The organism is Stenotrophomonas sp. 89682_Sma (assembly GCF_056481405.1).
Map to the genome: position 1 here is coordinate 694940 of NZ_CM151147.1, position 21928 is coordinate 716867.

Here is a 21928-nt window from a genome sequence, read left to right on the forward strand (position 1 = left end):
ACGGTCATTCCAGCGCGTAGCGCAGGGTGAACAGCACCGCCACCAGCCACACCGCCGGATGCACTTCGCGCCAGCGCCCGGTACCGGCCTTCAGCGCGGCATAGGCGATGAAGCCGAACGCCAGGCCGTTGGCAATCGAGTAGGTGAACGGCATCGCCAGCGCACACAGCGCTGCCGGCACCGATTCGGTCAGGTCGCTCCAGTCCACTTCCACCAGTTCGCGCAGCATCAGGCCGGCCACGAACAGCAGCGCCGGCGCGGTGGCATAGCTGGGCACCATCCCTGCCAGCGGCGAGAACAGCAGTGCGGCCAGGAACAGCGCCGACACCACCAGTGCGGTCAGGCCGGTACGGCCGCCCACCTGCACGCCGGAGGCACTTTCAGCGAAGGCAGTGGTGCTGCTGGTGCCCAGCATCGAGCCTGCAACGATGGCGGTGCTGTCGGCCAGCAGCGCGCGGCCGAAACGCTTCTGCGCGCCCGGCAGTTTCAGCAGGCCGGCGCGGCCGACCACGCCATAAAGCGTGCCGGTGGCATCGAACACTTCCACCAGCACGAACACCAGCACCACCTGCAGCAGCACTGCGATCGGCGCGCCACCGTCGTGGTGCAGCAGGCCCGGCAGGTCCAGCTGCAGGAAGGTCGGGGCGAGGCTCGGCGGCAGCGACACCAGGCCCTGGTATTGCACGTCGCCCAGCGCCCAGCCCGCACCGGTCACGGCCAGGATGCCGATCAGGATCGCACCACGGATGCGCCGTGCTTCCAGCACCGCGATCAGCAGGAAGCCGGCCAGTGCCAGCAGCGGCGGCGCCGTGTTCAACGGGCCCAGCGCCACCAGTGTGTCTTCATTGCCGACGATCACGCCGGACTTCTGCAGCGCGATGATCGCCAGGAACAGGCCGATGCCGGCCACGATGGCCGAGCGCAGCGATGACGGAATACCCGATACCAGCCACGCGCGTACACCGGTCAGCGACAGCACCAGGAACACCAGGCCGGAAATGAACACCGCACCGAGCGCCTGCTGCCACGGCAGGCCGGCGGCACCAACCACGGTGAAGGCGAAGAACGCGTTCAGGCCCATGCCCGGCGCCATGCCGACCGGGAAGTTGGCGGCCAGCGCCATCACTGCCGAACCCAATGCGGCGGCCAGGCAGGTTGCCACGAACACCGCACCCGCATCCATGCCGGTGGTGCCGAGGATCTCGGGGTTCACGAAGACGATGTAGGACATCGTCAGGAAGGTGGTCACACCGGCCAGCAGCTCGGTACGCACGGTGGTGCCGTGCTGCTGCAGCTGGAACAGGCGTTCGAACAGGGACATGGGTTCGCTCATGGGTAGATGCCGGCCGCTGGCCGGCATGCATGGTCGGTACACATTGCAAAAGGAGAAAGGCCGCGCGAGCGCGGCCTTTCCGGTTGCCTTACTTCAGCGCCTTGAAGCGCAGGCGCTTCGGCGCCGCGTCGTCGCCCATGCGGCGGCGCTTGTCTTCTTCGTACTCGCGGTAGTTGCCCTGGAAGAACTCCACGTGCGAGTCGCCTTCGAACGCCAGGATGTGGGTCGCGATGCGATCCAGGAACCAGCGGTCATGCGAAATGACGAAGGTGTTGCCCGGGAACTCCAGCAGCGCATCTTCCAGCGCACGCAGGGTTTCGATGTCCAGGTCGTTGGACGGTTCGTCGAGCAGCAGCACGTTGCCACCCTGCAGCAGGGTCTTTGCCATGTGCAGGCGGCCACGCTCACCACCGGACAGCGAACCGACCATCTTCTGCTGGTCCTGGCCCTTGAAGTTGAAGCGGCCGATGTAGGCGCGCGACTGGATCTCGATGCCGTTGATGTTGAGGATGTCCAGGCCGCCGGCGATTTCCTGGAAGACGTTGTGGTTGCCTTCCAGCGCGTCGCGGCTCTGGTCCACGTAGGACAGCTTCACGGTCGGGCCGACCACGATCTCGCCGGTGTCCGGCTTTTCCTGGCCGGTGATCATCTTGAACAGGGTCGACTTACCGGCACCGTTCGGGCCGATGATGCCGACGATGGCGCCGGCCGGCACCAGGAAGCTCAGGTTGTCGAACAGCAGGCGGTCGCCGAACTTCTTGGAGACGTTCTTGAACTCCATCACCGCATTGCCCAGGCGCTCGCCCGGCGGGATGAAGATTTCATTGGTCTCGTTGCGCTTCTGGTAATCGACCGACTGCAGCTCTTCCAGGCGGGCCAGACGGGCCTTGCCCTTGGTGCGGCCGCCCTTGGCGTTCTGGCGCGACCACTCCAGTTCCTTCTGGATCGCCTTCTGGCGAGCCTTTTCCTGGTTGTCTTCCTGCTTCAGGCGCTCGTCCTTCTGGGTCAGCCAGTCGGTGTAGTTGCCCTTCCACGGAATGCCGCGGCCGCGGTCCAGTTCCAGGATCCACTCGGCGGCGTTGTCCAGGAAGTAGCGATCGTGGGTAACGGCCACCACGGTGCCGGTGTAGCGCGCCAGGAACTGCTCCAGCCATTCCACCGACTCGGCGTCGAGGTGGTTGGTCGGTTCGTCGAGCAGCAGCATGTCCGGCTTCTGCAGCAGCAGGCGGCACAGCGCCACGCGGCGCTTCTCACCGCCGGACAGCTTGCCGACCACGGCATCCCACGGCGGCAGGCGCAGCGCATCGGCGGCCACGTCCAGCTGGTTTTCCAGCGTGTGCGCGTCGCCAGCGGCGAGGATCGCCTCCAGGCGCTCCTGTTCCTTGGCCAGTGCGTCGAAGTCGGCACCTTCCTCGGCGTAGGCGGCGTACACCGCTTCCAGCGCGGCCTGTGCCTGCAGCACTTCGCCCACGCCTTCCTCGACCGCTTCACGCACGGTCTTGGTCGGGTCCAGCTCCGGTTCCTGCGCCAGGTAGCCGACCTTGATGCCGGGCTGCGGGCGGGCTTCGCCCTCGAAATCGGTATCCACGCCGGCCATGATCTTCAGCACGGTGGACTTGCCGGCGCCGTTCAGGCCCAGCAGGCCGATCTTCGCGCCCGGGAAGAAGGACAGCGAGATGTCCTTGATGATCTGCCGCTTGGGCGGGACCACCTTGGACACGCGGTTCATGGTGTAGATGTATTGCGAGGACATGCGGTCTCCGTAGGCGCGGCCCTGCGCCCGACCCGTCACGGGAACATCCCGTTGCGGCAGCGGGCACAGACTGAAATGGAATACCACCAATTATAGCCGGAACCGGTTCCGGGCCGCTCCCGGGATGCGCCGCCGGGCTGGCTATCGCCTGAATACTCGGTCAGAGTCCTGCAGCGGGAAGCGTTTCCAGCCGGAAACGGTTCAGATCGGTTGCGCAATATGGGCTCACCACCCACCCAAGCAGAGGTCTGACATGCGCATCAATCGAGTAATGGCCAGTGCCGTGGCCTCTGTGCTGGCACTGGGCGCCGTGGCCCCGGCCTTCGCCGACAACGACCATCGCCGCGACCACGACCGCCGTGAATGGCGGGAGGATCGCCGTGAGTGGCGCCAGGACCGCCGTGACTGGGAGCGCGACCGCCGCGAGGCCCGGCGCGACTGGGAGCGCGACCGCCGCGACTGGCACCGCGACCATGACCGCTACTACCGTCCGGCACCGCCGCGGGTGGTCTATCGCCCTGCCTATGGCCCCGGCTACGGCTGGAAGGTCGGCCACCGCTACCGCGACTACTACCGTGGCCCGATCTACGTGGTGAACGACTACCCGCGCTACAACCTGCGCCGCCCGCCGTACGGCCACCAGTGGATCCGCGATGATCGCGGCAACATGCTGCTGGTCGCCATCGCGACCGGTGTGATCGCCCAGTACGTACTCAGCAGCCGCTGAGGGGCGCGGCTGGGGTCGGATCCCTTTCCAACGGAAAGGGCTCTGACCCCACGACATCAATCGAAACCATACGGGGCCGGATTCCTTCGGGGATGCCGGCCCCGTCTGTTTCGGCCCCAGCGGGCCGGTGCGGGGCTACAATCGAGGGCTGAGCCGTACCCCCTTTTCCCTGCCTGCTGGAGTACCCGATGTTCCCGCGTGACGTCCGCATCGAATCCTACGATCCCGAACTGGCCAAGGCCATCGCCGCTGAAACCCAGCGCCAGGAAGACCACGTCGAGCTGATCGCCAGCGAGAACTACACCAGCCCGGCGGTGATGGAAGCCCAGGGCAGCCAGCTGACCAACAAGTACGCCGAAGGCTACCCGGGCAAGCGCTACTACGGCGGCTGCGAATACGTGGACATCGCCGAGCAGCTGGCGATCGACCGCCTGAAGCAGCTGTTCGGTGCGGACTATGCCAACGTGCAGCCGCACAGCGGTTCGCAGGCCAACCAGGCCGTGTACTTCGCGCTGCTGCAGCCGGGCGACACCATCCTTGGCATGAGCCTGGCCCACGGCGGCCACCTCACCCACGGTGCCAAGGTGAATGCCTCGGGCAAGCTGTTCAACGCCGTGCAGTACGGCGTGAACGACCAGGGCCTGATCGATTACGACGAAGTCGAGCGCCTGGCCCTGGAGCACAAGCCGAAGATGGTCGTGGCTGGTTTCTCGGCCTACTCGCAGGTGATCGACTGGGCGCGCTTCCGTGCCATCGCCGACAAGGTCGGTGCCTACCTGTTCGTGGACATGGCGCACGTCGCCGGCCTGGTCGCCGCCGGCGTCTACCCGAGCCCGCTGGAACATGCTCACGTGGTCACCTCGACCACCCACAAGACCCTGCGCGGCCCGCGTGGCGGCATCATCGTCGCCAAGGGCGCCGACGAAGACCTGGTCAAGAAGCTGCAGTCGATCGTGTTCCCGGGCATCCAGGGTGGTCCGCTGATGCACGTCATCGCCGGCAAGGCCGTGGCCTTCAAGGAAGCGCTGGAACCGGGCTTCAAGGCCTATCAGCAGCAGGTGGTGAAGAACGCCCAGGCGATGGCCAACACGCTGATCGCGCGCGGCTACAAGATCGTCTCCGGTGGTACCCAGAACCACCTGATGCTGGTCGACATGATCGGCAAGGACGTGTCCGGCAAGGACGCGGAGGCCGCGCTGGGCAAGGCCCACATCACCGTCAACAAGAACTCGGTGCCGAACGACCCGCGCTCGCCGTTCGTGACCTCGGGCCTGCGCCTGGGCACCCCGGCGGTGACCACCCGTGGCTACGTCGAACAGGACTGCGTGGACCTGGCCAACTGGATCGCCGACGTGCTTGATGCACCGAACGACGACGCTGTCATCGCCCGCGTGCGCGACGCCGTCAGCGCGCAGTGCCGCAAGTACCCGGTCTACGGCTGATCGAAACAGGGGTCGGATCCCTTCCCGCAGGGAAGGGCTCTGACCCCGGTATTGGAGCAACCGCGCATGGATGAGCGCCGCCTCAAGTATCTGTACGTGGTGCTGGCCGCGCTGTTCGGCCTGCCCAGCCTTTTCGCGGGCGGCGTCGGTGCCTGCATCGCCCTGGTCATGGGGGTGATCGGCCTGGTCTCGCTGGATGCTGACAAGCTGTGGTTCGCTGCCGTCATGTGCGTCTGGGGAACGGCCGCGCTTGCCGGCCTGGTGGCCTGGGTCGCGCTCAGCGTCATCTGGTTGCGTGATGGACTGCAGGGCCTGCGCACGGCCTCGCCACGCTGGTGGTGGTTGCTGGGCATGGGCGTGCTGGCGGGCCTGCCGTTGCTGGGATTGGCGATATATACCTTCTCCGGGTTGGGCCCGGCGGTGGTGAGCGGTCTCTTCGCAGGGCCGTCGCTGCTGGTGCCCACCGGCATGCTGATGTTGCTGCGTGCGCGTGCCGATACCGTGGATGTGCCGCCCGTACGAGCGCGGGCATCGGAGTAACCGCGCATGGATGAGCGCCGCCTCAAGTACCTGTATGCCGCGTTGGCGGTACTGCTCGGCCTGCCCGGCCTGGCGATGGGCGGCGCGGTCGCGGTGATGTTCCTGGTTGTTGGCCTGCAATCCTTCGGCGGCAACCGCTCCCCCGATCTGGTGCCACTGCTGTGGGGCCTGGCCGGCGTGGCGGGTTGCCTGGCCTGGCTGTGGCTCAGCGCCGGCTACCTGCTGCAGGGCCGGGCCGGCCTGCAGGTGCGCGCGATCTGGTGGTGGCTGCTGCTGGCCGGTGGGCTGGCAGCGCTGCCGGTTCTCTGGATGACCGCATGGTTCGGCTTCCAGCAGGGGGGCGCCGCGTTGGAACTACTGCTGCTGGGGCCGTCGATGCTGGTACCGGCCGCCATGCTGGTGTGGCTCAAGCGCCGCGCCTGACGCGGCCAATCAAAGGGAATGGAACGCATGGATGAGCAGCAGCACAAACGATGGATGGGGATAGCAGGCCTGCTGGTGGGCCTGCCCACCGCGGCGGCAGGAGGCACCGGGGCAGTATTGGGGTTGATGGTCGTGCTGGATGGCAAGTATCTGACTGGCGATGAGCACTCGCTGTTGCTGCTCTGGTCATCGGCCGGAGTGCTCGGCCTGCTGTCCTGGATGTGGCTGAGCGGCCTCTTCCTGTGGCGTGGTCGCGCAGGCCTGCATCAGGCGCCGGTGGTCGCATGGATTGGCCTGGTGCTGGGAATACTGGCCGCGCTGGGTGTCGTCGCCGCCACGCTGTATTTCACCTTCAAGGAAGGGGAGATCTCGACCTTGGGCTTTCTCGGGTTTGGCCCACTGCTGCTGGTGCTGGCCGCGCACCTGTTGTGGTTGCGCTGGGGCGGGAATACTCCGGCGTCCGGCCCGGCCGGCTGAGTGGCGGCCCAAGAGCGCATCAGGCGCCCATTCCGGCTTTCGCGCAGGCACTTCCGCGCAGGCAGCATTTGCTGCTGGACCCTTTCTCAGGTACCTTTGCGACGCTGCCATGACCGTGGCATCTAGGTTGCCCCCTGAGCCAGGCGTTCCATGCATTGCCCCTTCTGCCAACATGCCGATACCCGGGTCATCGACTCGCGCGTCTCCGAAGACGGCGCGACGATCCGCCGTCGGCGTGAATGCGAAGCCTGCGGCGAGCGCTTCAGCACCATGGAAACGGTTGAACTGAAGCTGCCGGCGATCATCAAGAGCGATGGCACCCGCGAAGCCTTCGACCAGCGCAAGGTCCGCGCGGGTTTCGACCGCGCACTGCAGAAGCGTGCGGTGGCCGAAGACAAGATCGAAGCGGCGGTGCGGGCGGTGGTTCACCAGCTGCGCATCAGCGGCGAGCGTGAAGTGCCTTCGATCAAGGTCGGCGAGTTCGTCATGAACGAACTGCGCAAGCTCGATCATGTCGGCTATGTGCGGTTTGCTTCGGTCTATCGCAGCTTCGAGGACGTTGCCGATTTCCGCGAGGAGATCGAGAAGCTGGAACGTGACCTGCCGTCCAGTACCGAACAGCTGCAGCTGCTGGGCGACGTGATTGCCCTGACCAAGAAGAAGAAGGGCTGACCGCTTCTGCCTTGGTGGGTGCCAACTTTGGTTGGCACAATGGCCGTTGCTCTGGTGGGTGCCAACCTTGGTTGGCACTGATGGCATGGATCTACGCCGGCGGCGGTACCATGGTGGCATGAGCATCCCGTTCTCCGTCCTCGACCACCTGCACATGGCCAACGCACTGCGCCTGGCCGAGCGTGCTGCCTATACCACCCGCCCCAACCCGATGGTCGGTTGCGTCATCGCCCACGGCGAACGCGTGGTCGGGCAGGGCTGGCATCAGCGCGCCGGCGGTCCGCATGCTGAAGTGTTCGCCCTGCGCGAGGCCGGAAGCGAGGCGCGTGGTGCCACCGCCTACGTCACCCTGGAGCCTTGTGCGCACTACGGGCGCACACCGCCGTGTGCGCTGGCCTTGATCGAAGCGGGCGTGTCGCGCGTCGTTGCCGCGATGCGCGATCCGTTCCCGAAGGTCGATGGTGGTGGCTTCGATCTGCTGCGCAATGCCGGCATCGAGGTTGCCGAAGGACTGATGGCGACGCAGGCGCGTGAGCTCAACAAGGGCTTCCTATCGCGCGTGGAGCGCAACCGGCCGTGGCTGCGGGTGAAGCTGGCGGCCAGCGTCGACGGTCGCACCGCGATGGCCGATGGCAGCTCCAAGTGGATCACCGGCCCGGCCGCGCGCGAAGACGTGCAGCACTGGCGCGCGCGCGCAGGTGCGATCCTGACCGGCGCCGATACCGTGCTGGCCGACGACCCGATGCTGACCGCGCGCCTGGCCGATACCGAGGTGATGCCGCCACTGCGCGTGGTGCTGGATTCGCGCCTGCGCTCACTGGAGTGCAGCCGTGTGCGCGAGGGCGGGGCACCGACGCTGTACCTGCACGATGCAGCGGTGAGTGCACCGGATGCGGCCGACGCCGAATTCGCCAGCGTGCCCTGCGTTGAAGGGCGGCTGGACCTGGGCGCGGTGCTGGCGCTGCTGGCCGAGCGCGGCATCAACGAAGTGCATACAGAAGCCGGCGCGACGCTGGCCGGTGCGCTGCTGCGCGGCGGCTGGGTGGACGAGCTGCTGCTGTACCAGGCCCCCACGTTGCTGGGCGATAACGGACGCCCGCTGCTGGCCGGCCTCGGCATCGATGCAATGGACCAGCAGCGCCGCCTGCGTGTGGTTGACCAGCGCCAGGTGGGCGAGGACATCAGACTGTTGTTGCGCCCGTGAGGGAATGACGGCATCTCCTGTGTCGTCAGGTGCCCTCGTCCTCGTCGGCGGGGCACTGCTCTGCCCATTGCTGCTTCCACAGCATGTGCAGGTCCCGGCAGTAGGCACCGAGCGCTTCCCCCGTCAGTTGCGTTGACTTCGACCGCAGCCTGCGCCGGCTGATGCCGTCGTCGTACTCGTCCGGCAATACCGTCGGCGCACATTCATCGTGGTATATCAGGAATGCACGGCAGTCGTCGTCTTCGCTCAGCTGTGCATCGATGTCCCTGTCGCGTAGCTGGTTCGACTCGAAGGCAACCGATGGGCGGATGATGAAGGTCTTGGGCCTGTGCGCTTCGGCCTGCCCACACACCATCAGCGCCAGCAGCATGACCGTGGTCGACCCTGTACGATGTTTCATGCGGTTGCCCCGGTGGAAGAGAGCAACAGCATTGACCATGCACACCGCAATGGGCCATGCAACGGTTCTGAAAGTGCGTTCGGCTGTTCGCGGCCTAGTGGCACTCATGCGTCCAGAGTGCCTGCATTGCGGGCCGCAAGGCCATGCATTGCTGCAGCAGCTCCGCCTCGGGAATCTGCTGTCGCCGCTTGCTCAGGGTAGTGGCCAGGTCACTCACCCCCTTCAGTTCCTGCGGCGCAATGCGTGCCATGCAGCGGCGATGCTGTTGCAGCAGGTCGTCACACTCGACGATGCCTGTCATCTGTGCGATGGCGTCACGCGTGCCCGCGCGGTCCAGGTGGCGCGGCTGTGCGATCAGTGCTTCGGTCAGAACCACGTATATGTCATGTTCGACGCGGCCGGAGGGGAAGTCTTCATTCGGATGCCTCGACTTCTCGCTGTGCCAGGCGGGTTCGCGAGTGGTCGATACCACGCGCGTGGTGCCAACGATCTCGTGGAAGGGGCCGTCGCGCAACGTCTCGATATAGGCTCTCCAGAAGCGCTGCTCGCTCTGCTCACCGCCATCGAAGACCGTAGCCTCGGACAGGTACCGAAGACGCTCGACATCGCCCACGCGGCAGCTGAAGTGCACGTCGGCAACCTGCATGCCTTCGGTCAGACTGTGCCATGCCTCGCTTCGGTAGGGCTTGCATCGGCTGTTGGCCAGAACCTGCAGCGCCCAGACAAGATGTGGCGAATCCACGCCGTCGATCGGATCGACATGGCGCTCGATGTTCCTCGTCCAGGTCGCCAGCAACTCCGCCATGGGCGGAGCATTGAAGAGATCACTGGTTGCACCGGTCTGGTCGGCCTGCTGCTTCTGGACAAGCATCTGCAGTGCGAAGTCGTTGCGTTCATGCATGGCCTGCAGATGCTGGGAAACGACGTCTTCCGGGGTTCTGTCGCGGGCAGTTGCCAAAGGCAGGTGCATGCCCAGGGCAAGCAGGCAGAGAAGAGGGCGGTGCACGGTGATTCCATCGGGACGGGGCGGGGGAGAATGCCCCCCGCCCCCAGGCCTGTCCATGCAACTCGTCCGAACCTGCGGCCGGGGTCGAGCCGGATATCGCCAATGTGGCTGCGTTCGGCCCCTGCGCCCTCACCTGCACTCGTCGGTCCACATCATCTCGGCGATCGGGCGCAGTGCCTTGCACTCCTGCGTCATCGCTTCGGCCGACTGCACCTGCGCCTTTGTTTTCAGTTCCTCGGCCATCGCATCCACGCCGCTGATCTGGTCCGGCGCGATCTTCGCCACGCAGGCGCGGTGCTGCTGCAGCAGGTCGCAGCCCGGTACGCCGGTCACCTTCGGTGCGCTGGCGGCCTGCACGTCCTGCATCCAGTCTTCGAACGGTGCCAGTGCACCGGCCACGGTGCCTACCAGATCATCGAAGTTGCCGCTGTACCAGTAGCCATTGTCCTTGGCCGGGTACAGGGTGAAGGTGCCGCTGACCGGCACGCGCGCGCCACTCTGCAGTGCCTGGGTATAGGCATCGGTGAACTGCTTGCGCGAGGCCGGGCTGGCATCGGCGGCCAGGCTGGCGGCGAACAGCGGGCGCACCTTGCCCAGGTCGGGCACCTGGCAGCTGAAGCTGATGCGCGCCAGCTTCTGGTCTTCAACGTATTCGTTGTCTTCGATCACGCTCTTGGTCGCGCGGCACTTTGAATCGCGCAGGGCCTTGGCGTACAGCGCTTCAGTGGCCGCAGCGCCGGTCTTGTCACCGGCGCTGGCCAGCACGGTCTGCCACGGTTCGGCCAGGGCCTTGGCCAGTGCGCCCGGGGTCGGGGTCACCGCGTCCTGGCCTTCAAAGGCGGGTTTCAGCGCATCGTTGAGCGTGCGGGTAGCAGCCGCGTCGTCTTCCAGCAGGGTGCGCGCGTACAGGTCGAAGGCCTGCTCGGGGGTCAGCTGGGCCGATGCGGCGCCGGCCATCAGCGGGGCGCACAGCAGGGCGCTGGCCAGCAGGGTACGGGTGAAGGTCTTCATGACGGTGTTTTCCTTTTCCAGAGGCGCGCAAGCCTAGCGCATCCAGCAGTACTTTCGATGGCGACCAGCGGTCACATGGTGGCTGCACACCGGCCAAAAAAACGGGCCCCTTGCGGGGCCCGTTCGATCGCTCGACGAGAAGCGATCGTTGGATCAGAAGCTGGCGCGCACGCCAACCGAGTACTGGGTGACGTCGCGGTAGCCGGAGATCTCGCCCACCAGGCCCCAGGTCCTGGTGAAGTTGATCTGGCCGCCGACCGTGCCAACCCAGGTGCCCTTGAAGTTGTTGCCGCCATCCATGTAGCCGGCCTTGGCCCAGGCTTCGGTCATGCGCGACGGCTTGCCGCGGATACCCATGGTGACGCGGCCCAGGTTGGTGTGGTCCTTGCCGTGGTAACGCACGCCGTCATAGCGCAGGGTCGATTCGGCGTTCTGACGCACCCAGGCGGCATCGGCGGTGAAGTCCACGCGATCGGACCACGGCATGTGGTAACCAATGCCCAGCTCCGGCTGGTTGAGTTCCAGCTTCAGCGAATCTTCGCCGTAATGGCGGGTCTTGCTGGTACGCGACCAGCCGCCGAACACGTAGACCTGTTCGGCCAGCGCGACCGAACCACGCAGGTAGCCGCCGTCGACCTTCGGGTCGTCCAGTGCGTTGTCGTCAACCTTGACCTGCGTCCAGCCACCTTCAACGTAGGTGTAGCTCAGGGCGTCGGCCGACGCAGTGAACGGGGCGGCGGCCAGCAGGGCGGCCACGATCAGGATCTTGCGCATGGGAATTCCTGTGAATTTCAGTCCATTGGCGGGCCTGCCCTTGCGGCTGCCCGTGGCGACATCATGTCGTCCAGGGCAGGATTTTAATGAAAGTTTTACAAATTGCGAGCGACGGCCGTCACAGCTGTGGCATCCGACCCCGTTCAGCCCGGGCTGGTACACTGGCCAGGCCGGTTCGCCGGTACACAAACGTCTTCAGGGCGGGGTGCAATTCCCCACCGGCGGTAGGTGCGCAAGCACGAGCCCGCGAGCGCCCCGGCCCACGGCCGGGGGTCAGCAGATCCGGTCCAATGCCGGAGCCGACGGTCATAGTCCGGATGAAAGAAGACGGTGCCACAGGGCGAATGCCCTGCGTGCGCCTGTTTGCCTTGCGGCGTTTTTCGCTCACATCCTGCGGAGAACGTTTCTTGTTTACTGGAATCATCGAAGGCGTCGGCCGTCTGGCCGCTCGCGAACCCATCGGCGGCGATGTCCGCTTCACCTTCAATGTCGGGAATCTGCCGTTCGACAACGTGCAGATGGGCGAGAGCATCGCCATCAACGGTGTCTGCCTCACCGTCATCGCATTCGACGTCAGCAGCTTCCAGGCCGATGCCTCCACCGAGACCCTGGGCCTGACCACGCTGGGCCAGCTCGGCGAGGGTGCGGTCATCAACCTCGAACGCGCCATGCGCCCGACCGATCGTCTCGGCGGCCATCTGGTCAGCGGCCACGTCGATGGTCTCGGCCAGGTGCTGTCCATCCACAAAGACGCGCGTGCCCAGCGCTGGCGCTTCGCCGCGCCGGCCTCGCTGCGCCGCTACATCGCCAAGAAGGGCTCGATCTGCGTGGATGGGGTCAGCCTGACCGTCAACGAAGTGGACGATGAAGGCTTCGAAGTCGCCCTCATCCCGCACACCGTGGCCAACACCGCGTTCTCCGCCGCTGGCGTGGGCAGCGCGGTCAATCTTGAAATCGATCTGGTCGCCCGCTATGTCGAGCGCCTGATCAGCGTGCCGGCCAACGGTCAGCACCCGCAAGGAGATGCAGCATGAATTTCGCCCCTATTCCGGAAATCCTGGAAGACATCCGCCTGGGCCGCATGGTGGTCATCGTCGATGACGAGGACCGCGAGAACGAAGGCGACCTGATCATGGCCGCCGAGCTGGTCAAGGCCAGCGACATCAACTTCATGGTCACCCACGGGCGTGGCCTGGTGTGCCTGCCGCTGAACCGTACCCGCGCCGCCGATCTGGGCCTGGCGCCGATGGTGCAGGCCAATACCGCGCAGTTCCAGACCAACTTCACGGTCAGCATCGAGGCCGCCGAGGGCGTCACCACCGGAATCTCGGCGCACGACCGCGCCCATACCATCCGTACCGCGGTGAAGCCCAACGCCAAGCCGTCGGACCTGCATCAGCCGGGCCACATCTTCCCGCTGATTGCCCAGCCGGGCGGCGTGCTGACCCGCGCCGGCCACACCGAAGCCGCGGTGGACATGGCCATGCTGGCTGGGCTGGAGCCGGCCGGCGTGCTGGTGGAGATCCTGAACCCGGACGGCAGCATGGCGCGCCGCCCGGAACTGGAAGTGTTCGCGCGCGAGCACGGGCTGAAGATGGGCTCCATCGCCGATCTGATCGCCTACCGCCTGGCCACCGAAAAGACCGTTGAACGCGTGGACGAGCGCGAGATCGACACCGAATTCGGCCGCTTCAAGCTGGTCACCTACCGCGACCGCATCGCCCACGACCTGCATTTCGCGCTGGTCCGTGGCACGCCGGATGCCGATACCCCGACCCTGGTGCGCGTGCAGGTGGAAAACCCGCTGGCCGACCTGCTGCACTGGCGCCGTGACGATTTCGGCGTGGCTGCCACCGATGCCCTGCGCGCGATCGATGCCGAAGGCGCTGGCGTGATGGTGGTGCTGCAGGCCCCGCGCGATGGCGAGGCCCTGCTCGCCCGCCTGCGCCAGCAGCCGGCGCCGGTGGTGCCGGGCAAGGACAAGGACGTGAGCCAGTGGCGCCGCAACGGTGCCGGCGCGCAGATCCTGTCCGACCTGGGCCTGGGCAAGCTGCGCGTGCTGGGCACCCCGCGCCGACAGATCGGCCTGGCCGGCTACGGCCTGGAAGTGGTGGAGACGGTCACCCCGTAAGCTCCACCGCACGTGGGATCGGTAGTGCCGGCCGCTGGCCGGCAACCATGTTCCCCGGGTTGCCGGCCAGCGGCCGGCACTACCCACGGGCGCCCTGGGGCCCATCCACGCTAGAATTACCCCTTAATCGAATCCCCCAAGCCGCATATGAGCCACTACGAAGGCGATCTTCGCACTCCCGAATCGGCGCGCTTCGCCATCCTGGCCAGCCGCTGGAACGCCCGCATCACCGATACGCTGGTCGCCGGCGCCCGCCAGAGCCTGGCCGGCAACGGCATCGCCGAAGCCAACATCGACGTGATCCGCGTGCCGGGTGCCTGGGAGCTGCCGCTGGTGGCCGCGCGCCTGGCCGCCGCCCATGAACACGCCGCCATCCTCACCCTGGGCTGCGTGATCCGTGGCGACACCCGCCACTACGAACACGTGGCCGACCGCTGCGCCGAAGGCCTGATGCGCGTGCAGCTGGACTTCGGCGTGCCGGTGCTGAACGGCGTGCTGGCGGTGGAACGCGTTGAAGACGCCGAGGCCCGCGCAGGCGGCAGCCACGGCAACAAGGGCGAGGAAGTCGCACTCGCCGCATTGGAAATGGTCAACCTTCTGGAGCAGCTGCCATGAACAAGAACACCCAGGGCAAGCCCTCCGGTAAACCCGTCCGCCGCGATGGCGTCGACCCGGTGCTGCGCTCGCGCGCACGCCGTCGCGCCGTGCAGGCCATCTACGCCTGGCAGATCTCTGGCGGCAACGCCCAGTCGCTGATCGCCCAGTTCGCCCACGAGCAGGCCCGTGAAATCGCCGACCTGGCGTATTTCGAGGCGCTGCTGCACGGTGTGCTCGACAACCGTCGTGATATTGACGAAGCCCTCGGCCCGTACCTGGACCGTGGCATCGAGGAAGTGGACGCGATCGAGCGCGCGGTGCTGCGCCTGGCCGGCTACGAGCTGCGTTATCGCCTGGACGTGCCGTACCGCGTGGTGATCAACGAAGCCATCGAATCGGCCAAGCGCTTTGGTTCCGAACATGGCCACACCTACGTCAACGGCGTGCTGGATCGTGCCGCCGTGGAATGGCGCAAGGTCGAATCGGGTCACTGACCCGCTGCGTCCCGCATCGTTCATTGAACGGCGCGGGAATCTGCTTCGGTAGAGTCGACTGTCAGTCGACTGCCTTTCGATCAGCAGTCGTAGTGTCGGACCGGAGAGCAGTCGACTGACAGTCGACTCTACCCCCCCAGCCGGTTCACCTGGTCGGCATCCGCGCCCGCCGCCCATCCATGCAACCCGCCGGAACGCCCCATGTCCCTGGCCGAATTCGCCCTCATAGACCGTATCCGCGCCCGCACCCTCGAGCGCGACGACATCCTGCTCGGCATCGGCGATGACGCTGCGCTGCTGCAGCCGCGGGCCAACGAACAGCTGGTGGTCACCGCCGACACGCTCAACAGCGGTGTGCATTTCCCGGTGGAAACCCGGGCCTTCGACATTGGCTGGAAGACCTTGGCGGTCAACCTGTCGGACCTCGCCGCGATGGGCGCGCGCCCGGCGTGGTGCACGCTGGCGCTGTCCCTGCCGGAAGCCTCTGAAGACTGGATCGAGGCCTTCGCCGATGGCTTCTTCGCCCTCGCCGACCAGCATGACATCGCACTGATTGGTGGCGATACCACGCGTGGCCCGCTGTCGCTGTCGGTTACTGCGATGGGACAGGTCGGCCGTGGCCAGGCATTGCGCCGCGACCGCGCGCAGGTGGGCGACGACATCTGGGTCAGTGGCACGCTGGGCGATGCCGCCGGTGCGCTGCGCCTGTGGCAGCAGGGCGCGCTGAACCTGGCCACCGCCACGTTGCTGGCCGACTACGAGAGCCTGCGTCTGCGCCTGCTGCGGCCGACGCCGCGCGTCACCCTCGGCCTGCGCCTGCGTGCGTTCGCGCATGCGGCGGTGGACGTGTCAGACGGCCTGCTGGCCGACCTGGGCCACATCGCCGCACGCAGCAACGTAGCCGCGCATGTGGATGCCGATTCGCTGCCGATCTCGCACGCGCTGCGTGAGCTGCTCGGCCGCGACGATGCACGCGACTGCGCACTGCGCGGTGGCGACGACTACGAACTGTGCTTCACCGCCGCCGCCGACCAGCGCGACGCACTGCACTACCTGGCCGAATCGCTGGACCTGCCGCTCACCCGCATCGGCCGCATTGCCGAAGGGCAAGGCGTGCACGTGGATGGCGAGGCCGCCGACGGCGGCTACCAGCACTTCGCGTGACCCGCAAAGGTCTGCACACGATTCGTATCCTGTAGAGCCGAGTCATGCTCGGCTGCTTCTACGCAATACATGAAAGGTGGGCGCAAGCTCGGCTCTGCATCAGCGACACGGGTCTACCGCTCAACGCGGGCTTCCGCATCGCGAGGTGTGCCGTAGTCATCCAGCCATGTGAATGACACTGACGCTGGGATGACTGCGCCATCCGGCAGTGCATAGCGTACCTGTGCTCCCGGCGCGATCATGTCCACCTCGACGCTGCGGCCGTCGGCAAGCGTCAACGAACTCAGCGACACGTGGTACGCGCTTGGGTTACGCACCTGCAGGCCATCGCCATCGCCGGACCACAGCAGGGCAGCTGCCGCATCGCGCGCATTGCCCGGCAGCCCTGCCGGGCGATGGAACAGTTTCACCCGCGTGCGCACTGCGAACTGAAGCAGGTTGCGGTCTGCGGTTCCGGAAGGCTTGGGCGGTATGTCCAGCAGATTGAAGTAGAACACCGACTCGCGATCCATGGGCACCGGCGGATCCGAGGGGCGCGGTGCATAGGTGATGCGAAATGCCTGGGCATGCTGTGACAGCAGCAGGCGCGGTTCGGCCGGCGTCAGCCGGAAGGGCGTGCGTACATCTTCCGGTCGTGCGTGGCTGTCGCCATCGTCGATCCAGACCTGGGTCATGGCAGGCTGCTCGCCGACGTTGCTCGCTTTCACTGTGACATCGCGGCCCTTGGCGGCATCGTGCACGATGCGGGTTCCCTGCAGTGTCACGGCGGCGTGGCCGGGAAGGGCGAATAGGGCAGCCAGCAACGCGGACAGCCCTGAAAGGGATGAGAATTTCATGCGGCGCCTCGCTGGACGACGACAGCCTGGCGCATCCGGCCAGGCTGCCACGGAAGTCAGTCGTAGAGAACGACGAAGTCACCGGATGCGTTGGCCTGCCCGGCCTGCGCATTCTGTGAGGGCGATGCGTACCAGGCGCTATACGTCAGCTGTCCACTGCCACCGGCGGCAATCGTCAGCCACTGCGTCGGGTCATCACCGATGCGCTGGTGATTGTCGTCCGCGTCATACAGCGCAACCCCTACGTTGCGTGCTGTCGAGGCCGCTGTCAGGGCGAGATTGCCGGTGCTGTCATGCTGCGTACCACCGAAGCGGACGCCAACCTTCTGCGCGGCACCGGAGCCGCTGCAGTCAAGGTTGATGGTGAAGTTCTTCTGGCCTGCACGTGTTGCCGCGTTCACCGAGACAAGATCAACCTTGCCCATCGGCACGGTGATCGCGCCACCGGTCGTGCCGACCGTACAGGTGGACGTTTCCAGCGATCCGGTGATTTCCAGGCGCTCGGCGTGGGCCAGGGAGGGAATCGTCAGGGCCAGGAAGGCCCCGCACAGCAGTTGTGTTTGAAGGGGCATGGACTGTTCTCTCTGCAATGGAATCCTGCACGACAGCGATGTCGTGGGTTGGCGGGAGTCTGTCCGGGTGTCGTCCCCAACGATATGAAGAATGTTGCAAAAGCCCGTCATTGCGGCAATTGCAACTTTCTGCATGGGCGATGGCTCGGCAAGCGCGTACGGTGCGTGTCCCCGCCTTTGCCCCGGTAGATGCCAATGATGTCGCTCTGTCCTGCATACGCTGGCTGCCTCGCCCTGTTGGGAGCGACGGTTGCTTTCAGTGCGAGCGCGACCTGCCGCGCACCGGGGGGCGACGCACAGCTCGATCACGTTTTCGACGTCGCCTTTACCGACCGTGCCGATATCACTCTGGGATTCCATTCTGGAATGCTGACCCTGGTCTGCGACGCAGGTGAAACGCAGATGGAGGAGCTGCTTCAGCTGACCGGAATGAAGTACGTTCGCGACGTGCCCTGGGGAAGCCGTGCCATTGCCGCTTACGAAATGGATTCCACCTCGCCCTTGTTGGCCTTCAGCTACAGCTATGGTGGCTGCGAAATATCCGATCCCGAATGCCCGATCGAGGAGGTCGAGGAAGGTGGCGTTCCGCTGCGCGACGGTGTTCCGAGCCGGTACTCGCTGAATGGAGCAAGAAAGAACGTCACCGTGCAGGTCATCGCGTTCTCACGGGGCGGACCAATGCACGACGTGGCCCGCCGGCCTGCGGGCTCCCTGCGCACGACGTCTGGCGGCACGGGTGGGTTCCATCGTTTCAACCTTGGTTTCCGCTTTCGTGCCCAGACCTGCGCGGTCACTCCGCAGAACGTCGACCTGGATCCGGTGGACGCGGTAACCCTGCAGCGCAACGGCAGCGCGGGCGAGAAGTCGTTCAATGTGCGCGTCAGCTGTGCCGCCTCCGGGCGCCGACTGGTTCTGGAGCTGGTGGACGTTCACGATCCTGCCAGCACGTCAAACACGCTGAAGGCGGCGCCGGGCAGTACCGCCAATGGTGTGGCAGTGCAGATCCTCAGTGGAGGGAATCCTGTGCGGATGAAAGCACCCTGGACCCATGGCGTCGCATCAGGCAGTGCCCTGCCGGTTCCATTCAGTGCGCGCTACCTGCGCACGACCGGGACGCTGCGCACCGGATCGATACGTGGTGAAGCAACGTTGCTGGCAGATTACTACTGAGGTGCGTCGCGCATGAATGGAATGCGGGCATGATCCCTTCCACTACGCCGCGTCCAGGTCTGTGTGCTTCACGGCTTGCATCGGCCATGGCATTCGCTCTGTCGGGACTGGCGTTACCTGCCCACGCGGAGACCGAAACGGGCCTTGAATTCAGTGACGGCTTCCTCGTGGGTGGGCGAACCATCGATATGCGTCGCTATGTGCGCGGCAACCCCATGCCCGCAGGCGACTACCGCGTTGATGTGCTGGTCAACGGCCAGTACCTGCAGACACGCGACATCACCTTCGTAGCGGGCGACGACCCTGACCGGGCGGGTGCCTGCCTGTCTGCGGATCTGCTGCGGGAGCTGGAACTGCAGGCCACCTATCGAATGGCGCTGGAGCGGGCAACGGGTTGTATCGACCTGCCGTCCGTGATCGCGGGGGCAACAGTGACATTCGACAGCGGCACGCTGCAGCTGCTGATCTCCGTGCCGCAGGCTGCACAGGCGAGGGCGGCACGAGGCCTGGTGCCGGTTGAGCTACGTGATCCAGGCATCAACGCCCTGTTCGTGGACTACAGCGCCAGCCATGGCCGTAGTGCAGGCGTCGATCGCAGCCACCTCGGCCTGCGCATGGGTGCGAACATCGGGAGCTGGCGCTTCCGCCATCGCACCGCCTTCAACCATGCGCGGGGGCAGGTGCGCCGTACCACCATCAACAGTTACGCCCAGCGTGACATTCCCGGGTGGAACAGCCAGCTGTTGCTGGGTGAGGGCAACACCAGTGGGCAGCTGTTTGACAGTGTGCCGTTCACGGGGGTGCGTATCGCCAGTGATGAACGGATGCTGCCTGATTCACTGCGCGGATATGCACCGGTGGTACGTGGCATTGCCGACAGCAGCGCAGTGGTGCGCATCGAGCAGGACGGTGTTGTCATCCATGAAGTAAACGTCGCTCCAGGGCCGTTCGCGATAGACGATCTGTATCCCACCAACTTTGGTGGTGACCTGCAGGTGATCGTAATGGAAGCCGATGGCCGGCAGCAGCAGTTCACCGTCAGCTTCTCGGCGGTGCCACAGGCGCTGCGCGCGGGTACGTCCCGCTCAAGCGTGACCGCCGGTGCACTAAGAGGCCGTCACGTCCTGCAGCGGCTGGGCTTCGCCGAGGCCACCCATGCGCATGGACTGAACAATCGACTGACAGCTCTGGGGGGATTGCAGCTGGCTGAAGGATACGGTGCCGGCCTGCTGGGGGTGGCGGTCAACACTCCTGTCGGCGCGCTGGGCATGGACGTCACCCATTCGCGCGCCCGCCAGGCGGACGGGCGGCCCCTGATCGGCAACAGCTACCGGGTGAACTATCAGCGCTACCTGGCAGAAAGTGGCACCAACTTCGGGCTTGCGGCGTATCGTTACAGCACCCGGGGCTTCCTCACGCTGCACGATCTGGCAACGGCCCGCTCGGACGAGTGGCATCCAGTGGGACGTGCGCGCCAGCGCTACCAGCTGAACTTCTCACAGAGGATCGGGGAGCGCAGCAGCCTGCATCTCGACGGCGGCCACGTCGCGTACTGGGACAGCACGCAGCGCCAGAATGATCTGCAGCTGAGCTTCAATACCGTTGCGGGGAAGGTCAACTACGGCGTATCCGTCATGCGTTTCCGGCAGGGAAACGGTCGTCAGGACACCCGCTACGACCTCACGGTCAGTCTGCCCTTGGGATCCCACGGCAGCACGCAGCGGACCAGCACCCGCGTGGGTCGCTCTGACGGTGGAGGCCAGGCCCAGCTGAGCCTGACAGGTGCGGTGGGAGAGCGTCGCGCGCTCAACTATTCACTGTCTGGAGAGCAGCGGGCGGGCGGGGTACGCAGCAGCACTGCATTCGCCGATTATCAAGGCCGCTACGCACATCTCAGCGCGGGCTTCACCCGAGCCGGGCATTTCAGCAGTCACACGCTGGGGGCCGCTGGCAGCATCGCCTTGCACCGTGGTGGGATCACCCTGGGGCAGCCAGTGGGAGAGGGATTTGCGCTGGTGCAGGCACCCGGCGCGCACGGCGCCCGCATCGGAGCCGGTGCTGATCTCCGTGTTGATCGCCGTGGCTATGCGCTGCTGCCGCACATCAGCCCTTACCGCTGGAACCGCATTGATCTTGACCCGTCCGGTTTGCCGCTGGAAGTGGAACTCCTACAGACCTCCCGGCGCATCGCGCCGACGGCGGGCAGCATCGTACGTGTTCCGTTCGAAGTGCGACGCGAGCGCTCCTTGTTCATCGATGCGACGGACGCGCTTGGGCAGCCGTTGTCGTTTGCCGCGCGCGTGCAGGAGGAGAACGGCACGCCGCGCGGAGCCGTTGGGCAGGGGGGCGTGATTCATCTGCGCGGTGCCCAGGATGAAGGAGCATTGATCGTCGATGCCGATGGCCCCAGCCGCTGTCGACTGCTGTACCGCATGCCCGCCAAGCCTGACGCCTATGGCCTGTCCTGGACCCAGGCGCTGTGCACGCCAATGGGCGACGCCGGGTTGCGGGTAGAGACCGCGATTCCAGGTCCTGACATTCAATCTTCGCTTGCTCCAGGAGAATCTCCATGATCGATCAGTACCGTCATCTGCCGGCCATGCTTGCATTGCTGATGGCCGCATCGCCGGCCAGCAGCCAGACACTTTCCATCAGTGGCCGAGTGTTGCCGGGTACCTGTGCGCTGGCCACCCCCGCCATCACGCTCGACAGCGTCAAGGCCGATGCACTCAATGTGGGCAACAACAATCTCAAGACCAGCAATCTGAATTTCACCGGATGCATCGGCGTCACCAAGGCACTGCTTTCCTTTGATGGGACCGCTGCGGAGGGCGATGCCCTGCGGTGGAAAAACACGGCGACGAGCGAGCCCGCCAAGGGCCTTTCCATTGTGCTGCTGGCAGGCGCGAGCGGATCGACACCTCTGAAGAAGGGAGACAAGGACATTCCTGTCATAGTGACTGGAGCGACGGCCAGCTACACGCTGCGTGCGGGCTACTACCTGCCCTCCACCAGTGGTATCAACGCGGGCTCGGTGCAGACCGAGATCACCATCACAGCAACCTACCAGTAGTCTTCATCCAGTCGCTGCATGGGGAAGAACTCAGGTTCCAATGAGCTTGCCATTGCGAATGGATGCTTCACCTCCATGCCGGATGACGTGCGCGTACGGCAATGACGAACTATCTCGCCTTGCCGATGT

23 protein-coding genes and 1 riboswitch are annotated in these 21928 nt (G+C 65.7%); of the genes, 15 read left to right on the forward strand and 8 right to left on the reverse strand.

Features of this window, described 5'->3' with window-relative positions; genetic code table 11:
• Positions 1 to 4 precede the first annotated feature (4 nt).
• Positions 5 to 1321 carry an NCS2 family permease gene (locus tag ACZK29_RS03085; protein ID WP_478446661.1) on the reverse strand — a complete coding sequence of 439 codons (1317 nt, stop codon included), beginning with the start codon at positions 1319 to 1321 and terminating at the stop codon, positions 5 to 7.
• Between the two features lie 100 nt (positions 1322 to 1421).
• Positions 1422 to 3086 (reverse strand): energy-dependent translational throttle protein EttA, encoded by a 1665-nt coding sequence (gene ettA, locus ACZK29_RS03090; RefSeq protein WP_010481992.1) that lies wholly within the window; start codon positions 3084 to 3086, stop codon positions 1422 to 1424.
• Between the two features lie 253 nt (positions 3087 to 3339).
• Here ettA and ACZK29_RS03095 point away from each other — a divergent pair, with 253 nt between their 5' ends.
• The 7 genes from ACZK29_RS03095 to ribD all read left to right on the forward strand — a co-directional run bounded on the left by ACZK29_RS03095 (position 3340) and on the right by ribD (position 8571).
• Positions 3340 to 3813, forward strand: coding sequence for an RcnB family protein (locus tag ACZK29_RS03095; protein ID WP_033834700.1), 474 nt, complete (start codon positions 3340 to 3342; stop codon positions 3811 to 3813).
• 188 nt (positions 3814 to 4001) lie between these two features.
• Positions 4002 to 5255 (forward strand): serine hydroxymethyltransferase, encoded by a 1254-nt coding sequence (gene glyA, locus ACZK29_RS03100; RefSeq protein WP_010481990.1) that lies wholly within the window; start codon positions 4002 to 4004, stop codon positions 5253 to 5255.
• Between the two features lie 66 nt (positions 5256 to 5321).
• The gene (locus tag ACZK29_RS03105; protein WP_049397397.1) at positions 5322 to 5795 is read left to right on the forward strand and encodes a hypothetical protein; all 474 of its coding nucleotides are present in this window, start codon (positions 5322 to 5324) and stop codon (positions 5793 to 5795) included.
• Positions 5796 to 5801: 6 nt separating this feature from the next.
• Positions 5802 to 6218, forward strand: coding sequence for a hypothetical protein (locus ACZK29_RS03110; protein WP_111205182.1), 417 nt, complete (start codon positions 5802 to 5804; stop codon positions 6216 to 6218).
• A 27-nt stretch (positions 6219 to 6245) separates the two neighbouring features.
• Entirely contained in the window at positions 6246 to 6695 is a 450-nt protein-coding gene (locus ACZK29_RS03115) for a hypothetical protein (RefSeq protein WP_049397456.1), read from the forward strand.
• Between the two features lie 150 nt (positions 6696 to 6845).
• Positions 6846 to 7367: a transcriptional regulator NrdR gene (nrdR, locus tag ACZK29_RS03120; protein ID WP_049397400.1), complete on the forward strand. Its 522-nt coding sequence runs from the start codon at positions 6846 to 6848 to the stop codon at positions 7365 to 7367.
• 118 nt (positions 7368 to 7485) lie between these two features.
• Positions 7486 to 8571 carry a bifunctional diaminohydroxyphosphoribosylaminopyrimidine deaminase/5-amino-6-(5-phosphoribosylamino)uracil reductase RibD gene (gene ribD, locus ACZK29_RS03125; RefSeq protein WP_049397401.1) on the forward strand — a complete coding sequence of 362 codons (1086 nt, stop codon included), beginning with the start codon at positions 7486 to 7488 and terminating at the stop codon, positions 8569 to 8571.
• Between the two features lie 25 nt (positions 8572 to 8596).
• Here the strand turns inward: ribD and ACZK29_RS03130 are convergent, their stop codons facing one another.
• From ACZK29_RS03130 to ACZK29_RS03145, 4 genes are all read right to left on the reverse strand, one after another.
• Positions 8597 to 9010, reverse strand: a complete 414-nt coding sequence (locus ACZK29_RS03130; RefSeq protein WP_223846467.1) for a hypothetical protein — start codon at positions 9008 to 9010, stop codon at positions 8597 to 8599.
• A gap of 55 nt (positions 9011 to 9065) precedes the next feature.
• On the reverse strand, positions 9066 to 9977 hold the full coding sequence (locus tag ACZK29_RS03135) for a hypothetical protein (protein WP_478446662.1): 912 nt from the start codon (positions 9975 to 9977) through the stop codon (positions 9066 to 9068).
• A 129-nt stretch (positions 9978 to 10106) separates the two neighbouring features.
• Positions 10107 to 10988, reverse strand: a complete 882-nt coding sequence (locus ACZK29_RS03140; RefSeq protein ID WP_478446663.1) for a hypothetical protein — start codon at positions 10986 to 10988, stop codon at positions 10107 to 10109.
• A 153-nt stretch (positions 10989 to 11141) separates the two neighbouring features.
• Positions 11142 to 11762, reverse strand: a complete 621-nt coding sequence (locus ACZK29_RS03145; protein ID WP_049397405.1) for a hypothetical protein — start codon at positions 11760 to 11762, stop codon at positions 11142 to 11144.
• A 187-nt stretch (positions 11763 to 11949) separates the two neighbouring features.
• Positions 11950 to 12095, forward strand: a riboswitch (FMN riboswitch).
• A 74-nt stretch (positions 12096 to 12169) separates the two neighbouring features.
• Here ACZK29_RS03145 and ACZK29_RS03150 point away from each other — a divergent pair.
• The 5 genes from ACZK29_RS03150 to thiL all read left to right on the forward strand — a co-directional run bounded on the left by ACZK29_RS03150 (position 12170) and on the right by thiL (position 16148).
• A complete protein-coding gene (locus ACZK29_RS03150; RefSeq protein WP_459047857.1) occupies positions 12170 to 12796 on the forward strand; it encodes a riboflavin synthase in 627 nt (208 codons plus the stop codon).
• A complete protein-coding gene (gene ribB / locus ACZK29_RS03155) occupies positions 12793 to 13893 on the forward strand; it encodes a 3,4-dihydroxy-2-butanone-4-phosphate synthase (RefSeq protein ID WP_099472890.1) in 1101 nt (366 codons plus the stop codon). Before ACZK29_RS03150 ends, ribB begins: the two co-directional genes overlap by 4 nt.
• Before the next feature lie 147 nt (positions 13894 to 14040).
• Positions 14041 to 14508: a 6,7-dimethyl-8-ribityllumazine synthase gene (gene ribH, locus ACZK29_RS03160; protein WP_012479138.1), complete on the forward strand. Its 468-nt coding sequence runs from the start codon at positions 14041 to 14043 to the stop codon at positions 14506 to 14508.
• Positions 14505 to 14984 carry a transcription antitermination factor NusB gene (gene nusB, locus ACZK29_RS03165; protein ID WP_012479139.1) on the forward strand — a complete coding sequence of 160 codons (480 nt, stop codon included), beginning with the start codon at positions 14505 to 14507 and terminating at the stop codon, positions 14982 to 14984. The genes ribH and nusB overlap by 4 nt, the downstream gene beginning before the upstream one ends.
• A 201-nt stretch (positions 14985 to 15185) precedes the next feature.
• Complete coding sequence (gene thiL / locus ACZK29_RS03170; RefSeq protein ID WP_080334762.1) at positions 15186 to 16148, forward strand: thiamine-phosphate kinase; 963 nt, start codon at positions 15186 to 15188, stop codon at positions 16146 to 16148.
• A gap of 113 nt (positions 16149 to 16261) precedes the next feature.
• On the opposite strand, the gene ACZK29_RS03175 is transcribed toward thiL, so the two are convergent.
• Together ACZK29_RS03175 and ACZK29_RS03180 are read right to left on the reverse strand one after the other, a co-directional pair.
• Entirely contained in the window at positions 16262 to 16984 is a 723-nt protein-coding gene (locus ACZK29_RS03175) for a fimbrial biogenesis chaperone (protein ID WP_111205186.1), read from the reverse strand.
• A 56-nt stretch (positions 16985 to 17040) separates the two neighbouring features.
• Positions 17041 to 17556 (reverse strand): fimbrial protein, encoded by a 516-nt coding sequence (locus tag ACZK29_RS03180; protein ID WP_012479142.1) that lies wholly within the window; start codon positions 17554 to 17556, stop codon positions 17041 to 17043.
• 198 nt (positions 17557 to 17754) lie between these two features.
• Between ACZK29_RS03180 and ACZK29_RS03185 the strand changes: the two genes are divergently transcribed.
• The 3 genes from ACZK29_RS03185 (at position 17755) to ACZK29_RS03195 (ending at position 21799) form a co-directional block, all read left to right on the forward strand.
• Positions 17755 to 18726: a fimbrial protein gene (locus tag ACZK29_RS03185; protein ID WP_478446664.1), complete on the forward strand. Its 972-nt coding sequence runs from the start codon at positions 17755 to 17757 to the stop codon at positions 18724 to 18726.
• An 86-nt stretch (positions 18727 to 18812) separates the two neighbouring features.
• On the forward strand, positions 18813 to 21299 hold the full coding sequence (locus ACZK29_RS03190) for a fimbria/pilus outer membrane usher protein (protein WP_258392096.1): 2487 nt from the start codon (positions 18813 to 18815) through the stop codon (positions 21297 to 21299).
• The gene (locus ACZK29_RS03195) at positions 21296 to 21799 is read left to right on the forward strand and encodes a fimbrial protein (protein ID WP_012479145.1); all 504 of its coding nucleotides are present in this window, start codon (positions 21296 to 21298) and stop codon (positions 21797 to 21799) included. Before ACZK29_RS03190 ends, ACZK29_RS03195 begins: the two co-directional genes overlap by 4 nt.
• The last annotated feature ends 129 nt before the right edge of the window (positions 21800 to 21928 follow it).